At 27.9% G+C, this 18,375-nt stretch carries 22 protein-coding genes; 21 read left to right on the top strand and 1 reads right to left on the bottom strand.

Annotated features, from left to right (window positions below):
- The first annotated feature begins 13 nt into the window (after window positions 1–13).
- From BHAMNSH16_RS12850 to BHAMNSH16_RS12770, 17 genes are all read left to right on the top strand, one after another.
- Window positions 14–265 carry a hypothetical protein gene (locus BHAMNSH16_RS12850; RefSeq protein ID WP_241033580.1) on the top strand — a complete coding sequence of 84 codons (252 nt, stop codon included), beginning with the start codon at window positions 14–16 and terminating at the stop codon, window positions 263–265.
- Between the two features lie 4 nt (window positions 266–269).
- A complete protein-coding gene (locus tag BHAMNSH16_RS12845) occupies window positions 270–3,728 on the top strand; it encodes a phage tail tape measure protein (RefSeq protein WP_008728087.1) in 3,459 nt (1,152 codons plus the stop codon).
- Window positions 3,725–4,567, top strand: coding sequence for a hypothetical protein (locus tag BHAMNSH16_RS12840; protein WP_069731957.1), 843 nt, complete (start codon window positions 3,725–3,727; stop codon window positions 4,565–4,567). The genes BHAMNSH16_RS12845 and BHAMNSH16_RS12840 overlap by 4 nt, the downstream gene beginning before the upstream one ends.
- A complete protein-coding gene (locus BHAMNSH16_RS12835) occupies window positions 4,567–5,022 on the top strand; it encodes a hypothetical protein (RefSeq protein WP_008730247.1) in 456 nt (151 codons plus the stop codon). Before BHAMNSH16_RS12840 ends, BHAMNSH16_RS12835 begins: the two co-directional genes overlap by 1 nt.
- Window positions 5,023–5,149: 127 nt before the next feature.
- Complete coding sequence (locus BHAMNSH16_RS12830) at window positions 5,150–6,283, top strand: hypothetical protein (protein WP_008730245.1); 1,134 nt, start codon at window positions 5,150–5,152, stop codon at window positions 6,281–6,283.
- Window positions 6,284–6,365: 82 nt separating this feature from the next.
- Complete coding sequence (locus BHAMNSH16_RS12825) at window positions 6,366–8,531, top strand: hypothetical protein (protein WP_008730244.1); 2,166 nt, start codon at window positions 6,366–6,368, stop codon at window positions 8,529–8,531.
- A gap of 21 nt (window positions 8,532–8,552) precedes the next feature.
- A complete protein-coding gene (locus tag BHAMNSH16_RS12820) occupies window positions 8,553–8,747 on the top strand; it encodes a hypothetical protein (RefSeq protein WP_008730243.1) in 195 nt (64 codons plus the stop codon).
- 1 nt (window position 8,748) lies between these two features.
- Window positions 8,749–9,141, top strand: a complete 393-nt coding sequence (locus BHAMNSH16_RS12815) for a LuxR C-terminal-related transcriptional regulator (protein WP_069732222.1) — start codon at window positions 8,749–8,751, stop codon at window positions 9,139–9,141.
- A gap of 56 nt (window positions 9,142–9,197) precedes the next feature.
- The gene (locus BHAMNSH16_RS12810) at window positions 9,198–9,542 is read left to right on the top strand and encodes a hypothetical protein (RefSeq protein WP_069732221.1); all 345 of its coding nucleotides are present in this window, start codon (window positions 9,198–9,200) and stop codon (window positions 9,540–9,542) included.
- Window positions 9,543–9,545: 3 nt separating this feature from the next.
- On the top strand, window positions 9,546–10,148 hold the full coding sequence (locus tag BHAMNSH16_RS12805; protein ID WP_008730240.1) for a glycoside hydrolase family 19 protein: 603 nt from the start codon (window positions 9,546–9,548) through the stop codon (window positions 10,146–10,148).
- On the top strand, window positions 10,141–10,971 hold the full coding sequence (locus tag BHAMNSH16_RS12800; protein ID WP_008730239.1) for a hypothetical protein: 831 nt from the start codon (window positions 10,141–10,143) through the stop codon (window positions 10,969–10,971). Before BHAMNSH16_RS12805 ends, BHAMNSH16_RS12800 begins: the two co-directional genes overlap by 8 nt.
- Window positions 10,972–11,232: a hypothetical protein gene (locus BHAMNSH16_RS12795; RefSeq protein ID WP_008730237.1), complete on the top strand. Its 261-nt coding sequence runs from the start codon at window positions 10,972–10,974 to the stop codon at window positions 11,230–11,232.
- A gap of 3 nt (window positions 11,233–11,235) precedes the next feature.
- Complete coding sequence (locus tag BHAMNSH16_RS12790) at window positions 11,236–11,742, top strand: hypothetical protein (protein WP_206193855.1); 507 nt, start codon at window positions 11,236–11,238, stop codon at window positions 11,740–11,742.
- A 60-nt stretch (window positions 11,743–11,802) separates the two neighbouring features.
- On the top strand, window positions 11,803–13,263 hold the full coding sequence (locus tag BHAMNSH16_RS12785; protein WP_008730279.1) for a hypothetical protein: 1,461 nt from the start codon (window positions 11,803–11,805) through the stop codon (window positions 13,261–13,263).
- Window positions 13,253–13,627 carry a hypothetical protein gene (locus BHAMNSH16_RS12780; RefSeq protein ID WP_069732139.1) on the top strand — a complete coding sequence of 125 codons (375 nt, stop codon included), beginning with the start codon at window positions 13,253–13,255 and terminating at the stop codon, window positions 13,625–13,627. Before BHAMNSH16_RS12785 ends, BHAMNSH16_RS12780 begins: the two co-directional genes overlap by 11 nt.
- Window positions 13,628–13,637: 10 nt before the next feature.
- Window positions 13,638–14,129 carry a hypothetical protein gene (locus BHAMNSH16_RS12775; RefSeq protein WP_069732138.1) on the top strand — a complete coding sequence of 164 codons (492 nt, stop codon included), beginning with the start codon at window positions 13,638–13,640 and terminating at the stop codon, window positions 14,127–14,129.
- 15 nt (window positions 14,130–14,144) lie between these two features.
- Window positions 14,145–14,354, top strand: coding sequence for a hypothetical protein (locus BHAMNSH16_RS12770; protein WP_069732137.1), 210 nt, complete (start codon window positions 14,145–14,147; stop codon window positions 14,352–14,354).
- Between the two features lie 273 nt (window positions 14,355–14,627).
- Here the strand turns inward: BHAMNSH16_RS12770 and BHAMNSH16_RS12765 are convergent, their stop codons facing one another.
- Entirely contained in the window at window positions 14,628–14,987 is a 360-nt protein-coding gene (locus tag BHAMNSH16_RS12765; protein ID WP_069726143.1) for a hypothetical protein, read from the bottom strand.
- A gap of 488 nt (window positions 14,988–15,475) precedes the next feature.
- Between BHAMNSH16_RS12765 and BHAMNSH16_RS12760 the strand changes: the two genes are divergently transcribed.
- The 4 genes from BHAMNSH16_RS12760 (at window position 15,476) to BHAMNSH16_RS14355 (ending at window position 18,103) form a co-directional block, all read left to right on the top strand.
- On the top strand, window positions 15,476–16,519 hold the full coding sequence (locus BHAMNSH16_RS12760) for an ankyrin repeat domain-containing protein (protein ID WP_069732136.1): 1,044 nt from the start codon (window positions 15,476–15,478) through the stop codon (window positions 16,517–16,519).
- 104 nt (window positions 16,520–16,623) lie between these two features.
- Window positions 16,624–17,091: a hypothetical protein gene (locus BHAMNSH16_RS14700; protein WP_241033622.1), complete on the top strand. Its 468-nt coding sequence runs from the start codon at window positions 16,624–16,626 to the stop codon at window positions 17,089–17,091.
- Window positions 17,092–17,135: 44 nt separating this feature from the next.
- Window positions 17,136–17,771 carry a tyrosine-type recombinase/integrase gene (locus BHAMNSH16_RS14695; RefSeq protein WP_241210646.1) on the top strand — a complete coding sequence of 212 codons (636 nt, stop codon included), beginning with the start codon at window positions 17,136–17,138 and terminating at the stop codon, window positions 17,769–17,771.
- A gap of 161 nt (window positions 17,772–17,932) precedes the next feature.
- Complete coding sequence (locus tag BHAMNSH16_RS14355; protein WP_008730123.1) at window positions 17,933–18,103, top strand: hypothetical protein; 171 nt, start codon at window positions 17,933–17,935, stop codon at window positions 18,101–18,103.
- Window positions 18,104–18,375: the final 272 nt, after the last annotated feature.

Genomic DNA, 18,375 nt, shown 5'->3' with positions numbered 1-18,375 from the left:
ATTAATAAAGTTATTGGCACATTTAGCTAATAGCTATGGGTGGACAGAAGACTGTATGATGGAGATGAGTTTGCAAAGACTTCTGCTCTATTATACAGCTTCGTTAAATTTGCCTTATATAATTGAAGTAGAAGCACCGCAGGCGGACAGTCGTCAAGAAACAAAATTAAACAATTCTTCATCTGAAATAAAGCAGGGAAATAAAACTATAAGAAGAGAAAAGCAAGGGCTTTGGGAAATAGAAACAATAATAACGGATAATTAAAAAAATGAGCAGCTTAAATGTTAGTATATATGCAGATGCTTCCCAAGCTATTGAGGCATTTGGAAAACTTAAAGATAAAACAACCGACTTAGAAAAAGGCTTTGATAAAATAGGAAAATCTTTTGACAAGTTCGGTTCTTTAGCTACTAAAAGTTTAACTGTTCCAATAGCGGCAGGAACAACAGCTTTTGCATTAGCTACTAAAAAAGCTACTGATTTTGATAATGGAATGCGTGAAGTTCTTACGCTTCTTCCTAAATTAAGCAATGAAGGTTTTGAATCTTTAAAGCAGGAAACTTTGGCTTTTTCTAAAGAACTTGGAAAAGTTCCTGAAGAAGTAGTACCTGCTTTATATCAATCACTTTCTGCAGGAGTTCCTAGAGAAAATGTATTTGAGTTCTTAAAAACTGCAGGCGAAGCTGCTATCGCAGGTGTTGCTGAATTAGAAACTTCAGTTGACGGACTTACTTCTGTTACTAATGCTTATGGCACAGAAGTTCTTAATGCTAATAGAGCTTCAGACATAATGTTTCAAACACTGAAGCTAGGAAAAACAGACTTTACTCAGTTATCTCAATATTTATTTAATGTTATTCCTACCGCTTCAGCTTTAGGAGTGAAGTTTGAAGATATAGGAGCTGCTATTGCTGTAATGACTGCACAGGGTACTCCTACCTCTGTTGCAACAACACAGATTCGTCAGGCTTTAGTAGAACTTAATAAAGAAGGAAGTATTACAGATATAGCATTTAGAGAAATAGCAGGAAAAAGCTTTAAAGAGTTTATAGAGCAAGGAGGAACTTTACAGGAAGCTCTTCAAATGCTTGCAGAAAAAGCTGATAAAAGCGGAAAAGATATTTCTAGTATGTTCAGCAGTGTTGAGGCAGCAAATGCTGGTTTAGCTTTATCTGGAAAGAATGCAGATAAGTTTAAAGATGCTTTAGATCAGATGAATAATTCAGCAGGAGCTACATCTGAGGCATTCAAAAAAATAGATGACGGTCCAGCAAGACAGTTTGAGAAAATAAAAGCTGAGCTTAGTGCTTTAGTAGTAGAGCTTGGAAATAGTTTACTTCCTGCCCTTAATGAAGATTTACTTCCTGTTATGCAAGATAAAATAGTACCTCTCGCTGAAAAAATGATTCTTACTATTATATCTTTAATAAAAACATTCAGCGACTTACCAGCACCTTTGCAGGCTGTAAGTGTAGGCTTTGTTGCTTTAGCAGCAGGCTTTGGTCCAGCTTTAAAAGGTATAGTAGGACTTTCAAAAGGAATAACAGAAGCTAAGAAAACTATATCAGATTTTAAAAATGCTGTAAATGTATTAAAGACATCAGCAAGTTCTATTCAGGCATTAAGCACAGCTTGGAAAGCATTAAATACAGTAATGGTTGCTACTCCTATTGGAATTGTTACAGCAGTTAGTGCAGGTCTTGCAGCATTGGCAGTAAATGCTTATAAGACAGGGCAAGAAATAAGAAAATTAAAAAAAGAACTTTATGATAATTCTACTACAGATACATCTGATTTGATGGGATTAAATAGAGAAGCTGATAATATAGCTTTACTATTTAGAGAATATAACAATTTAGCAAAAGCAAAAAATCTTGATGCAGAGGAAACAAAAAGATTAAATGAATTAACAGAAGAACTTACTTCATTATTTCCAAACTTAAAAACAAAAATGCTTGATGCTTACAGTGTTATAGATGCTAGAAAAGCTAAAGATGAAGATTTCATGACTTCAGAGGAAGCTGAAAAACTAGCTAGAGCAATTGAAAATCATAACAAAGTAAAAGAAGAGTTAAAAAAAGCAGAAGAATATTATAAGAAAGGAATATATCAGGATTTAAATGCATTAGATGGTGCACATGCAGTTCGTCCAGAGTTATTAGAAGAAGCTAGAAAAGAAGTAGAGAAATGGGAGTCTAAGCAGAAGGCATTAAATGCTGAGATTACTAGATTAAATACAAATATTAGAGAAAGAAAAGCTCTTTCAATAGACGGCATTAGTATAACAGATAAAGAAATAGAAGCGAATAATAATTTATCTGCGTCTACTAAAGATAAAACAAAAACTTATAAAGATTATTTAGCTTTACTAAAAAAAGCAGAGGCAGAGGAAAATCGCAGAGTAAGCAACCTTCGTAATATGGGAGCTGAAATCAGCGATGCTGAGGCTTTAGAAGCTAAAAAAGACAAAGTAGGTGCTATACTCACAGAAATGAGTACGGTACTAAACTTAAATGCTAATCAAATAAAATATTTAAGTGATAATTACGGCTATGCATTAGAAGGAATAACAACTGACAGATTTTCTGAATTAGTAAAAGAAATAGAAAATAGTATATCCGCTTATGAAAGAGGCGTTTCTGTTGCTGAGGAGTTCGGCGATAAAGTAAGTGAAGCTGAACAACAGGGACAGAAAAGTGAAATAGTAAGAAGCGGAATAGAAAGCATAACCAATGAATTAGAACTTACAACTGAACAGGTAGAAATATTAAAAGAGAAGTTCGGCGAACTTTGGAAAACACCTACTCAAAGTTTTTCAGATTATTTTAGTGCGAATTGGCTTCAAATGCTTAATGACACTATAGGTTATACAAGTGATTTCTATTCTGCTATACAGGAAATGCAAATACAGGCTATAGAGCTTGAAATAGAAAAAAATGAGGAGAGAAAAGAGGCAGCATTAGAAGCGATAGAAGAAGAAAAAAATGCAAGGCTTGAAGCTATAGGAATAATGGAGGACTCGCAAAAGCAGAGTTTATTAAATGAAATAAAACAATTACAGAATAGGCAAAAAGTTGCTTTAGGACTTTATGAACAGGAAAGAATAAAAGCAGAGCTTGAAGAGAAACAAAAAGAACTAGCTAAAATACAAATAGAAGAAGAAGCCAAAGCTAAGCAGATGGAAGTAGAGAAAAACTATAATAATGAGAAGATGAAGCTAGAATATAATTCGCAAACGGAAAGCTGGAAAATGTCTTTAGTTCAGGCGTCAGCTTCTATGGCACAGGCAGCCATAAGTGCTTTAGCCTCATCAATGGCGGTTCCTTTCCCTGCCAATATAGCAGCTTATGCGACTTTACTTGGAATTATAGCAGCAGGCTCTGTTAACTTGGTAAAATTATCCCAAGCTAAACCGAGTGAACCTAAATACTTGGCAAAAGGCGGACTTGTAGAGAGAAGAAACGGAGGAATTAATGCTGTAATCGGAGAGGGGGCAAGCGATGAAGCGGTTATACCTCTTGAAGATAGAATACTTTCAAAAATAGGAAGTCAGATTTTTGAAGCAAGCAAAGGTGAAGATGGTAGTTATTCTGTTGATACTAATACATCAGAAACTATATTCAATCAGCCTGTTTATTTAATGCTTGACGGCAAGATAGTTGCAAGCACTATGCTTAATTTAAGCAAACGAGGTGTAAAAGTTGTCAGCCAGAGAGGTATATTATGAGATTATTATGTAATAACATATTTAATCTATTTCCGTATATTGTATCTGGAGGCGAAGATGATTTTTTTCCTATTTCTAATATATTTAATTATCAAACTCTGGAAGTTGGAAGATTTAAAAGTGAAGAAGAGGCAAGTTTATTTTTAGATGGAAAAGGTACTATAAACTGTTTTGCTATTTTTAATACCAATATAAAAAATATGAGTATAGAAATAGAAGATATATACGGCAATTTTATTTATTATGATGTTTATATAAAAAATAGTTATGGAGTTTATAATATAGCTCCTATTGAGTTTACAAGAATAAAAATAACTTTTAATAAGAAAGCAGACGGTAATATTATAGAATGCGGATATTTTATTATAGGAGAAGCAGTAGATTTTCCTCCTCATGATAAAACCAAAACGCATACTGTAAATTATACACATGAACAGTATTTTTCTCAAAGCGGTCATTATTTTTGCAGGAGGCTTCCTATCAAAAGTTATGATACTTGGAAAGTATCTTTTCCGTATTTGACTAATGCTGACAGAGAAAAAATCATTAACTTTTTTAATGAAAATAATTTTGAACCTTTTGTACTTCAAGTGTGGATTGAAGAAACTATAATGCCAAATACGGAAAGCGGACTTGGTATATATAATTATAGTAAATATGGTAAAGCAAGATATGGAAGCAGAACAAAAATTAGTTATCCTCACCAAAGGTGTACAGGCGTAAAATACTATATGAAATCAGGACTTTATGTATGTACTAATGAAGAGATAACTTTTAAGAAAGGAAAGAATGATTTATATCAGTATTCTACAGAGCTTACGTTTAGGGAGATAAAATAATGTTTGAGATTATTTATGAACCTTCCTGCATACCTCTTACTATTGAAGAGGGATATAAAAAACAAAATGAATTATTAAAGAAAACTAGATTTTTATATACAGCTTTTGAAGGAATTAAACTTAATCATTTTTTAGACATATATCCTCCTACTTTAATGAAAGGCTCTATTTGTTTGTTTTGTAATTCCATATATGAAAATAAAGAGGATATAGAACTTATTGATAACAGCACAGATGAAGGAAATAGATATATAAGATTAAAGCTATCCAATAACGGCAAAAACTTAATTGCAGAATTGGTTACAAATCTTGATTGTTTTTATAATGAAGAGCTTGGCGGATTTTATAAAGAAGTTAATGGAGAGATATATAAATATATAGCTTACTATATGTATTATGACGGCAATAGATATAATGGATATTATTTAGACAATTATAATAATGAAGTGTATTAAAAAATCAGATTATTATTAGTTTAATTCTTGAATAATAGAATTAAATAATATGAGCCGAGCCAGTTAATAAGTTTTACTTATTCACTCCAATAAGGCGAGGCGAATATAACAATAATGAGGTATATTAATGTTTAATGTAATTAAAGAACCAGTAGAAAATCCAACTAATTTATTAGATAGCTATAGACAGCAGAATATTATTATGCAGAAAATGCGTATGCTTCATACTGCTTTTGACGGTATAAAATTAAATCATTGGAGTGATACAGACAGAGAACTTCCAGATATTTTAGCAGGAAGTATTTGCGAGTTTGAAGGCAGATTATTTGAAACAAATCAAACCATAAAATTGACTGATAATATTAGCAGCGGCGGCGTAATTAAGCAGGATTTAAGATTTATTAAACTTGTTATAGTAAGAGATTCTAATAATAAAGACAATGATTATTTAAGAGCAGAAATAGCAGGCGGATATAGTGAAACAGTCGGCAATGGATTTCCTACTTATGATTATGAGAACAGAGGATTTTATAATTTGGATTCTCAAAGAAGATGTTCAGAAAAATATCTAAGAATATCAATGAAATATGATGCTAATTTAGGCGGATATGTAGAAAAGAAATATTGGAATATTAATGATATAGGAAGAAAAGGTCAGACACTAAAAAGAAAAACAGTGAGCTTTGGTGTTGGTACTCATGAGTTTAATTTTCCAAGTGATGTTAATAGTATTACAGTTCATATATGTTCAGGCGGTGCAGGAGGTTATTATGGTTTATTAGATACAGTTGGAACAGAACCAACAGCAGGCGGTAACTCTCAAATCTTAATAAATGATAAAGTTATTACAACATGTCAAGGAGGTCAAATAGCTATAAAGACAGGTACTATAACTTTTAATGGAGGAAAAGGAGGTGTTCCAAGCGGACAAGGTAAATTAATCAATGGAAATAATGGAACTACTACAAGATATGATGAAAAGAATCCAAATACAGGTGCAGTATTCAGCAATAATACTACTTTGGCAAGCGGTGGAAATGGAGGCAATGGTTCTATAAATGGTTATAGTTCAGGAGGAGGAGGCAGCGGAAGTGCTGCTATAGTAGATATTACAAGAGCTATGCTTGGTACGGCAAGTAAAATAAAAATAATAGTTGGTGCTGGAGGAAATGGAGGTACTAATAGTAACAGCAATGGTGTTGTTGCTAATGGAGAAAAAGGACAAGACGGCTCAGCAGTCATAGAATATATGCAGAAATAAGTTATATAGGAGTAAGTGAGCCGAAGCACATCTATAATTTATTATAGATGTAATTATAGCGTAGGCGAACATAGCAATAGTAATGAAGAGTTTTGCTAATATTATAGAACTTGATATTTCTAGTCCTGATACTAGATTAATATTTGCACCTTTCGGAGGTGTATGGACTGCAAGTATTAATGAAATATACTCATTATACAGCAGTTCTTATTTTAATGAATTATTTAATATTCAAGAAGATGAATTATATAATTTATTTAATATCGGTTCTATCAGTGTCGCCACAGGCGGACAGTCGTCTGATAATGACAGAGGATATATAGAAGTATTTTCTTTAGAGGATCTTTATAAACAGAATAAATCTTATTATCAATATAAAAAAGATAATATTAATTATATAGCTGTGCATTTTAATAACTTTGAAACTCCTTACAGCAAAAAGAATATTATTATAAATATTAAAAGATTATTCTCTACACGTGAATGGCTTGATAGTAATAATAGTTTAATTACTGAATTAAATAATATGTATGACGACTGTCCGCCTGTGGCGATAGAGCCTAAAGTGGAGGAAATAGATACAGCGGATATAGAAGGCGATTCACTTGCATTTGATACTATTCAAACAAATGAAATGTCTGTTACTTTAAGAAATGATGACGGACTTTTTGATGATTTTTCTAATTTATACGGCAATAGATTTTTGGTAAGACAAATATTTGACTATCAAGCGGACAGCCGAATGCCTGCCGATTTTAATAAATCGGCAGGAGCTTATAATGAGGATGGGAGCGTAGCAACAATAAAATATTCTAATATTATATTCTCTGGTTTTATTCAAAAGCCTGAATATTCTTTTTTAGAAACTATAACAATAACAGCATCAGATATAAGAGCTTCTTTTTCTACTGAGCTTCCTAAAAATGTTTTTAGTGAAAAAGAATACCCAGATTTAAAGAACTTCCCAGAGAATGTGCAAAGCGGAGAAGATACTATTGACACATGCAGAACTTTAGCAGCTGGACATGGCATTACAGTAAAATTAAAGCCTGTAAAATATTATACACCTGCACCACAGGCGGGCAGTCGCCATATACTAAATCCTGATTTGATTCCTGAAGTAGTTTTTGAAATATGCGACACTTCAAGGAATGCTATAGAAAGTATTGTGAATAGAAATGATCCGCTTGATAATAATAAATTAAAGCCTCATATATATTTTATAGAAACACCAGAAAGCGAAAGTGAAATAATAGAACGTGAAAATGGTAAGGTTATAAGCGGAGAATTGGAGATATTTATTCCAGAGTTCAAAGATTATAATGATGGAAAAGGAAGCCAAAGAGTATGGACATTAGATAAAGAAAAAGGTCAGTTAATTTTTAGAGGTGAAAAACAAGTAAAAAGTATATGTGCAGGCATGTCTGATTCAAGTACCAATATGAGTGATGAACTTATAGAAATATATGCAGAAATAGATATACCGCCTTATAAATCTTTAACTCTCATTAGAGAGATTTTAGAAGATTATGAGAACATAGCATACATAAAAGAAAATTATAATATAGAAAATTGGCAGATTGAAGAAGAACGTTCAAGAGAAATAGCAGTTCTTCTTGATAATGATAATAAAAAGACTACACTTGATTTAATAGGAGAACTTTCTTTTTTAGAGCAAGGAAGATTAGAAATAGATAATAATAAAATAGATTTTCGCCGAAGGCGGGCAGTAGCCAGTACAAGATTTCGCAGCAATGAAGCCAAATATAAAATAAAACAGTACTGCATGGGCAGGGTTGATAAAACAGTAGAAAGTTATGAGTATTTATCAAGCTGCAGCATTAAATATGATTTATTAAAGTCAACATATAAAAATACTGATTTTGAAGAGGAGGCTAAAAAAAGACATAGGATAAATGCACATGAAGAGTTTGAAACTTTATTAAAAAGAAAAGAAGATGCAGTGAGCTTATCTAATGAAATAATGAAAAGCAGATATCTATTAAAAGAGTATTATACATTTGAATATTATGAAACTTTAGATTTTCTAAAGTTATTTGATATAGTAGAGATAGAATATAAAAGAGAAACCACAAGTGAAAACGAGCCGCCGAGTAATGCAAATTACTCGGGAATTAATGGCGAGTTGAAACGGAACAACAATGGAAGTTATTATATAAAGCCATGCCTTTGTGAAATTATCAAATTAAATATTTTTGATAATGTAATTAAGCTAAGACAAATATAACAATAATAAGGAGTTTATATAATGACAGCATTGGGTGTTAAAAATCTTGGAGAAATGCCAACTGAGGATATAGCCTACAGGAAAGATCCGTATTCCAGCATAGACTTAAAATTAGATATAGAAATGGCAGCAAAAAAACTTAATATAAAAAAACCATTTTCTGTAAATGATACTTATGTCATAGCTAATTATATTAATAATAATATGGAGGATTAAGATGAAGGATTTAACATGCAATATTTGCGATAAAAGAAGTTCATGCAGGCAATTATGTCAGGCTATGGAAAAAACTTTAAATAATAGTATAGGCACAAATAAATCTTATTCTGAGAATACAGTTAAAGACTATAATTTATCTGTAGATAACATGGACAATATTATATATACTCACGGACTTTCTGATATTGAAAATAGAGATGTAAAACGCATAATAATAGCAATATTAACAAAAGATCAAATAGAGCTATTGCAATTATATTCACAAGGCTATACACAAAAAGAAATAGGCGAAAAATTAAATGTAACTCAAAGCAGCATATCTCAAAAATTAGAGGCAATAAAGAGAGAATTAAAAAGCTCACTTGTTGAGGTTATTCCTTACGTTGTTTAAATGAATTATCCTTATATTTTTTATTATAAGTATAAATAAAGATATAAGGATAAATTATGTCAAAAAATGATATAAAAGAACTTACAAAAAAAGAAACTTCATTAATAGAAAAATATATAAAACTGAAAAATGAAGAGAAAAAAAATAAAGAAAATATTGAGGCTTTAAAAGATGATGTTCTTTCATTATTAAAAGAGCATGAAGGCAAAGTAGTTCATAACGGATATAACATATCAATGCATGAAAATACATCATATCAATACAGTGAAGCTATAGTGAATATAGAAACAGAGATTAAAGTATTAAAGCAAAGAGAAGTAACACTCCAAATAGCAAAAGAGAAACAAAAAACTGAATATATAAAAGTATATGAATTACAAAACAAAAATAAAGAGGCTTAATCTATGCTAAATGAAAATACATTAAATAAAATCGGTATAAATAAGAAATGGCTTTTACCATTAAATAATGCTTTTCAAAAACATGGTATTACAGACATAAAAGAAGCTTCTATGTTCTTGGCACAAACAACTCATGAAAGCAATAATTATAAAAGACTTGAAGAGAGCTTCAGATACACTCCGCAAAGGCTTTTTGATGTATTTAAAAAAAGAGTTGGAAGTTTGGAAAATGCTAAAAAGTTATGTAGTAAGGGAGCTGAGGCTATTGGCAACTTTGTTTATGGCGGTCGTTTAGGTAATACAGAAGACGAAGGCTATAAATATAGAGGCAGAGGCATTATTCAGCTTACTGGAAAAAATAATTATAAAAAATATAGTAAAAAAATAAATGCTGACTTAGTTAATAATCCAGACCTTGCCAAAGAGCCTAATAATGCTATAGAGATTGCATTATTATTTTGGAAGGAGAAAGGCTGCGGTTTACTTGCCCGTCAAGGCGATGTGAAAGGAGTTACTAAACTTATTAACGGCGGATACAATGGACTTGAAGACAGAGAAGAAAGATATGAAAATATATTAAAAATACTAGAGGATAAAAATGTCTGATGCATTAATGGCTTTATCTATAATAGGTATTTGTATAACTATACTCATAATTGGAAAATGGGTTAAGGATCTTATTTTGCATAATAAGCAAGCTAAATTAAAAGCAAATATTAAAGACGGTACTATAGAGTTTGGAAATGATAAGGTTAATACAGAAAAAACTATAGAAAATCAAAATAAAATTGTATCTAATGCATTTGAACACCCAAAGGAGTTATCTGTATTAGAATCTAAAAACAACAGCGAAATATTAGCTTATTATCATGGCGATAATAAAGATGATGAAAATAAGTTTAAATATGATGAGAAAATTACATCGCTTACAGTTTATAAAGAATACAGCAGTATCATAAGTCAAAGTACATTAAAAGTGCAAAGTCAAATAATAAGCTATATAGTACATAATCATATACTTGATAAAGATAAAGCAGAGCTTAGGGAATATATAAAAGCAAAAAGAATAGAAATTATTAATATATATAATGAGGCTTTATCTAAAAGCAGCATTATGAGTATAAATAAGCTAGGTTTAGAAAATATATGTAATTTTTATTATATGATTATTTTAGATAAAATAGAGGATATTTATAAGTCAATTTATAATAATCATCAAGCACAATATGACAAACGTAAAGCATTTATGAAAAATCTTAAAAATATTCCTGCTGCTGACAGGTTAAAAAGCTATGATGTATTTATTAATAATAATTTTACTGAAACAACTATCAAAGACAGTGAGATAGTTTTAGAAAATCTCGAATATTTGCAAAAGTTTCTTTTAGGTATATTTCATGACAATTTAAAATATAATGGAGTTAGATAAATGAGTTTTATAGATAAACATAATGCTAATAAAAAAGTAAGTATCTATACAAGCATAGTTACTTTTATTTTAGGAGTTGTTTGGGTTAGTGTTAATCTTATCTGGAGAGGTAGAACAGTTGCTAAAGAAGAAGCTATTGCTGTTGTAATAATTTTCCTTGGTCTTAATGCAGTTAGTTTTGGAAGTGATTTAAGAGGTTTTTTGAAGATATTAAGAAATAACAATACTAATGATGATAAAAAAAATAATGAAAAGGAGTAAACAATGATTCCAATAATAACGGGCTTTTTATCTAAACTAGATAAAAGAATATTTATAGTTCTTGCAATAGTTTTGTTTGTTGCTGTTTTTATAGTATTAATAGCTTTTAAAGACAGTGAAATACATAAAAAGGAAAAAGAGATTGCACAGTATCAGGAAGATATTAAGGGATTGGAGCTTAATAATCAAACGCTTCAAAATGAGATACTTTTTATTAAAGAAAATGAGAAGTTTCAAAATAGTTTTAGTAATTCTAGTATTATGATTAAAAATATAGATGAAGAATTGCTGACAAGGACAGAGAATGAAACATTTAATAATATATCTAATAATTTTTATAAGTATTTTAATGATATTAACTTCATGCAGTACAAAAATAAAATATGTGAAAGTACCGCTTTCTACGCCTCCAGAAATATTTATTATAAAAGCTGTTACAAACAGACAAGATTTAATGAGAAGATACCAAGAAAGCATTATAAAAATTGGCGAATGGCAGCTTTGGTATAATGTGCAAGTTTCTAGTAATTACTATTTTTATAAATAAAATCTAAAAGCAGGAGCTTTATTATGGCTTTAGAAAAACCTGAAAACTATAGAGAAGTGCCAGCCCTGCAGGATGGCGAAACTATATTTGCTGAAGATCATAATCAGATAATGGCAGATATAGAAAAGATAAAAGGCGGAAAGTCTAATGAAGTTCCTGTATCTAATATTAAAGAATTAAAAGATATTTTAGATAGTATATTAGCAGGAAAAACTCTTACAGCTTCACAAATAATTTTTGATAATGAAGAAGCTAAATTAATATATAAAAAATATAATTTTCCAAAGTTTAAAACAAATATAAAGACTATTAACTTAGTATTGACTGATGAAAATACCAGCAGTGAATATACAGCAGTTATAGAAAAAGAAGAAAATAATTATAGAATGAAATCTATAATTAATGATTTTCCTGTAAATAAAATGGTATGCTTAATAATTAAAAGTATTAATGGAAATGATGATTTATATTATAAATACAGTGTATTAGGACAATTCTTTGATATAAACAAAAATAAAATATATGAATTAGATTCAAATGAATGCATAATATCTGATATGGATTGTCCGTTTGTATTTAATATATCTATTAATAGCAGTAATTTAGTATTGAGTATATTAAAGTCTATTTTTCCAACTGAACTACAAAATAAAAACTATAATATTATTTTGAATATTAAAAATAAGCAATTAAATAAATTGGATACAAATATATATTTTTCATTTATAGGACGTATTAATACTTTCAAACTCCAATTAATAAAAACAGACAATAATAAAATAAAGTTAATAGGAAATTATACTCATAAAACTAGTTTAATTCCTCCTATTTGTTATAGTCCAATCTTAGCTAATTATTTTAATATAATCAGTAATGATAATGAGCTAATCAATACAGACGGTATCACATCCAGTTCTGGAAAGCCTAAGAAGTTCGGCTTTATGAAATATAATAATATACCAAATACTTATTACTTAAAAATATCTAATCAGGATGGTTCAGAAATAGATACAAATGAAATAATAACTTTTGATTTGACTCCTGATAAAAATGCAGAAGTAGAAGTAAAAGAAAAAGTAATAGAAACTGTACAGGATGCTATAGAAGCGTTAAGCGATACATATAACGGTGATTTTGATTCAGAACCAACGCCTGATAATCCTGAAGAAGAAATATATTCTTTTGAAAAGACTACTTTTACTTTAGAAGCTGAAAGCGGAAACCAAATATTAAATAGTGATATAATAGAGAATATAAATAATTTATCACTAGTAAAAAATGCTGATGGTACTATATATTTAAAAGGTAGTTTAACTTTAAAATCAGAAGGTACAGCTGTAATAAAAATAAGCAAAACAATAACAGGGCTAAATAAAAGAAACTTTATAGCTTTATCATACGGAATACCTATTTTCTTATATCCGTATTATAAGGATAATTATATATATAATACTATCTACAACTACAAAAGAAATGGAAGCTGAAGCAAATATTGGAAATATAAAAATATATGATAATAATATAATAGCTCCAATAGATCCAAAATATTCTGAATATTTGGGTGCAGTTATAACTGAATATTTTGGAATATATTTAATAAATGGAAAATACAGATTAAAAGGTTCTGCCAATAAAGTTTATGATAGTACAGTAATGGGATTTGTAGATTATGATATAATAACACAATTTTTTAATGTTACAAATCAATATTTATTCTATGAAGATGATAACTTATTAATAAGGACAGAAGGTGGTTTTGCAATTAATTCTATTATTCCAATACTTATTAAGTTTAAAACTAGTAATTATATAGTAGATATAGAATGTCCGCTTCAGCCAAGTATTTAGAGAGATTATTATGAAAAGACCATTTGATACATTATTTAAACATAATATTTTTAATAGTAAAGAATATTATAATTTCTGTAGTAAGTGCAATAAACTTTATGAAAATAAACAATTCTGCGAATGCGGTAATTTTATTAATCTTATTAGAATAGATAAAAATATAGCAGATATCATTTTAGAGTTAAACAAAAAAGGATATAAAACTAGTCAGTGCTGCGAAGGTCATATTGAAGATGAATATTTTCATCCGTATATATATTTCAGTTATTTATTTGATGTTAATGTTTACGGCATGTCTAAACAAATATCAGAAGTGATAAGAAATGAAAATCTTCCTATTGAAACTGTTTATATGTTCAATAATAAAAATAAGAATATAGGTACTTTATTTGAAGTAAAAGAAAGTAAAATAGCAGAATTAGAAAATAACAAAGAAAAAATAAAAGATGTGTTTATTAATAGTTTTAAGATAATAGCAGAAAAATTAAAAGTTTATAAATAGTTTTAAGGAGTGAATATGTTTAAGTTAATACTAATTTTTTTAATAGGTGTTATGGTAGTTTTTACTTTTATTGAAATAGTAAAATACTATAACAAGTTTATGAATGAGATTGAAGGAACTTTTACTGAGAGATTAAAAGCTTTCATTAAAGAAAAAACATCAATATATTATTTTATTAAATTAACTTACGGATGTGTGATCTTTTTTATAGCTGTAATTTCCTAGAACTCATTATGAATACATTTATTAAAGTCTGACTAAATGAAAAAGATTTTCTGCTATGTTTAATCTTTATAGAATGATGAATAATTAATAATTTCTAATATTTTTTATTATATGTATATGGTTTTGTGTTTTTAATAGCATTTTGCCTCCTAACTTTACTTGTATCCTTAAAGACATATAAAAAAACTTTATATATTAAAAATCCAAATTATTTTATATTGATCATGTGGGCTTGTCCAAGGCTGGAACTATTCAAAGTTTCAGCCGCTTTTTTTATTTTATATTATAAATATATAATTTATGTATATATTCTATATATTCACCTAATGACATTTTGTATTTTCCTGCGTAGTTTTTAATATCATTAAAATTATTTTTTTCTACTAAAGCTGCCCAAGTCATTTTTTTTGTATTTTCGCTTTTTATTATAGATGTATCTTTTATATTTTTGCATGAATTATGTATCTCTTCTATATATTCTCCTAATGACATTTTATAATTATGAGCATATTTTTTCATATCTTTAATAATATCTTTACTACAATAAAATCCTAAATAAACTTTTTTTTCCTTTTCTGTAGGAAGTATTAATTCTATAATATCTTTAGTTTTGTTCTTTTTTATTTCTTCCACTTTTTATTCCTTATATATTTTTTATCTATACTTTATAAAAAATATATAAGAAAATATGAAAGGAATAAAAAAGGTGTAACTAACTGTTACACCAAAGATAATAAAATTATAATAGTAGATTATATAAAATAAAGATAAAAGTTATTTACTATTAGTTTATAATAAAAAATATTATTTTCAATAAAAATTAATATTATAATTTTTTATTAAACATATCAATAATATAATAATACTCTTTACTATTTTAAAAACAGTAATATAATATTGATATCAATATTGAACATAGTTTTAACTCCTGTTAAGATTATGTGAGGCTGTAGGCTTTGCAGAGCTTACAGCTGATTTTTTTTAATTATAATCATCAGATTTCTTTTTAATAAAAACTTTATACTATAAATAAAAAATATAACCCTTATTAACCTTTTTTATTGTTGATTTTTTATTTCATTTTTATAGAATGATTAAATAAAAATAATAGGATGTATATTATGAAAAAAATATTATTAATATTATTTATTTTAAGTTTTAATATATTTGCTCAAAACAATGATATTATTAAAGCAATAATGGATGAAAATTCAATTATAATAGAAAAAGTAATGAAAGATAATATAGATGCTAATGCATTAATTACAAATAGGGTTGTGAATAAAGCATATACGCCATTAATATATGCTATTATTTTAGGAAAAACTGATACAGTAAGAGAATTAATAAAAAGAGGTGCTGATGTTAATAAAACTGTTACAAATCAAAATTCAGTTACAGTACCAATAATTACCGCTAGTTCATCTGGAAATATTGACGTATTAAGAGAACTTATAAAAAATGATGCTTATATAAATAAGAGAGATGACTATAGAAATAATGCATTATTCTATGCTAAAAATGCAGATATAGTTAAAGAGCTTATAAAAAATAAAATTGATTTCAATATAATAAATAAAAAAGGAGAAACACCATTATTTTATTCAAAAAATAAAGAAATAGCAGCTGAATTAATAAAACTAGGAATTGATGTAAATGCAAAAGATAATGATGGAAATACAGCATTATTTACTGTAGGATATAATGTTGTAGAACAATTGGTAGCCTCTGGAGCTGAATTAGAAATAAGGAATAATAAAGGAAATACGGCATTATTAGATATTCCTTTTTCAACTGATTTATATCTTAAAAAACTTGAAGCATTAGTAAAAATGGGAGCAAATATAGATGCCAAAGATAAAAATGATGATACCTTATTAATAAAGTCCATATGTGATAATGATATCAAACTCACCAAAAAACTATTAGAACTAGGTGCAGATATAGAGATTAGAGATAAAAATGGAAATACTCCTCTAATGGTAGCGATATTGCAGTACGAATTAAGATATGACATTTTTAATGAAAAAGATTTAAATATAATAATTGAATTAGTTAATTATGGTGCAGATATTTATTCAAAACATCAATATGGTATAACTCCTTATAGCACAGCAGAAGACATAGGAAATAAAGAAATATTAGATATTTTTAATAATAGATAAATTATTATTTTGTTAAACCGATAATAATTATATCTAAGAAAACAACTCTATTCTTTTTCAAAAGTCAAGCAAATTTTTTAGAATAAAAATGGAGTTGTTTTTTTATGCTTAATGCTGAAAAATATAATCTTTATGATTATTCCAAAGATGTCAATTTTATCCTTCAATTTGCTGATTATCTTTCTATAGATAAAAGCCAATCAACAGTAAAAACATATAAAAATAATATTATATATTTTTTTAAGTTCATAATAAAACAAGATAATGATTATTCTATTTTCTCTGAAAAAGACTATCACTATATTTGCAATACTGAAGTCTTATACAAAAATATAAATAAAGAATTATTAGAAAAATACATATCATATCAAACAGAAATTAAATTATCATCTGATATTATCAACTGCAGAATAAATGTTGTTAAAAGTTATTTAAAGTTTTTGCATAAGAAAAAAATAATAGAAGCTAAAATATTGATAGATACTTTTGATGATATAAAAAGACCAAAGCCAATAATAAAAGAGCAGTTGGTAATAAAAGCAAATCAAACTTTAGATATTATAAAAAAATAGAAAGAACTTCAAAAGAAAGTTTCACAAATCAAAGAAATATTTTAATGATGCTTTTAATGTCAAACACAGGCATTCGCAGAAAGGAAACTGCAGGCATAGATATTAGAAATATTAATCTTGAAAACAAAACTATAACTATTTATAAAACCAAAGGAAGTAAGCCTCGCATAGTTGTTTTTTCTGATATGATCAAAGATGTATTAATTGATTATATAGCAGAGCGTGATGAGATATTAAGAAAAAATAAAATTAAAGAACAGAATAATCTTTTTATAAAAAATAATGGTCAGGATTTAGCAATAGAAACTATGACTATGATTATGAGAGTAATATCAAAAAGAAATAAGGTAAAAATAACCTGCCATTCTTTTAGACGTGGGTTTGCAACTGATATGGCAGAGAGCGGAACAGAAACTTATTTAATAAGCAAGATGATGGGACATTCAAATATTAACACAACAACAAGCAGATATATTTATGTGCTTATGAATATGATAAAAAATGCAATGAGTAATCACCCATTCAATAAAGCAAATACAGAAAAAATAAATAGATATAATGAAATCAAAAATATAAAAAATGACTTTCAGGAAAATATAACAAATACACTTAATACAATAGTCATCAAAATGAATGAGCTTAATAACAGGATTGATAAACTGAGTATAAAAAATAGATAGCTAGGCTATATATTAATACTATACCGTAATACTGTATAATAAAATATAAATAAATTATATTTATAAATAATTTAAAAATTTAAAAAAATAAAAAATAGAGGCTTATATTTCATTATATTTTTTCTAATAGTATATAAAAATAAATTTATTAGGAGTGCGGTATGCAAAAATTAAAACCTTCAGACAAAGAAAAAAATATAGGGATATGTTTGAGAGTTACGCCAACAATATTTCAAGAGATGAAGAAAGAGGCTGACAGTTTGAATATGAGAGTAAGCGAGTATTTAATAGAACTGCATAAAATGTATATCAATGAAGTAAATAAAAAGTAATCAGCCTAAATAAAAAAAGAGGGTAAGGTTCTAGGAAAACCTTACCCTTGAAAAAACATAACTTTCACTTACGAGGATACAATTATGTCTAACATCAAAATTATATTACTGTTTTTAAAAATAGTAAAGTACATTTTAACTTTTTTCATCAAAATTATATTACTGTTTTTAAAAATAGTAAAGTACATTTTAACTTTTTTCATCAAAATAATCAATAAAGATAAATACAAAAAACTGCATTGCATATTAGATAAGGCAGATTCTTTTTTAAC

The sequence above is a fragment of the Brachyspira hampsonii genome (genome assembly GCF_002214805.1).
Taxonomy (GTDB): Bacteria; Spirochaetota; Brachyspiria; order Brachyspirales; family Brachyspiraceae; genus Brachyspira; species Brachyspira hampsonii.
The sequence above is the reverse complement of the archived record's forward strand: the minus strand, read 5'-3'. Positions and strand labels throughout refer to the sequence as shown.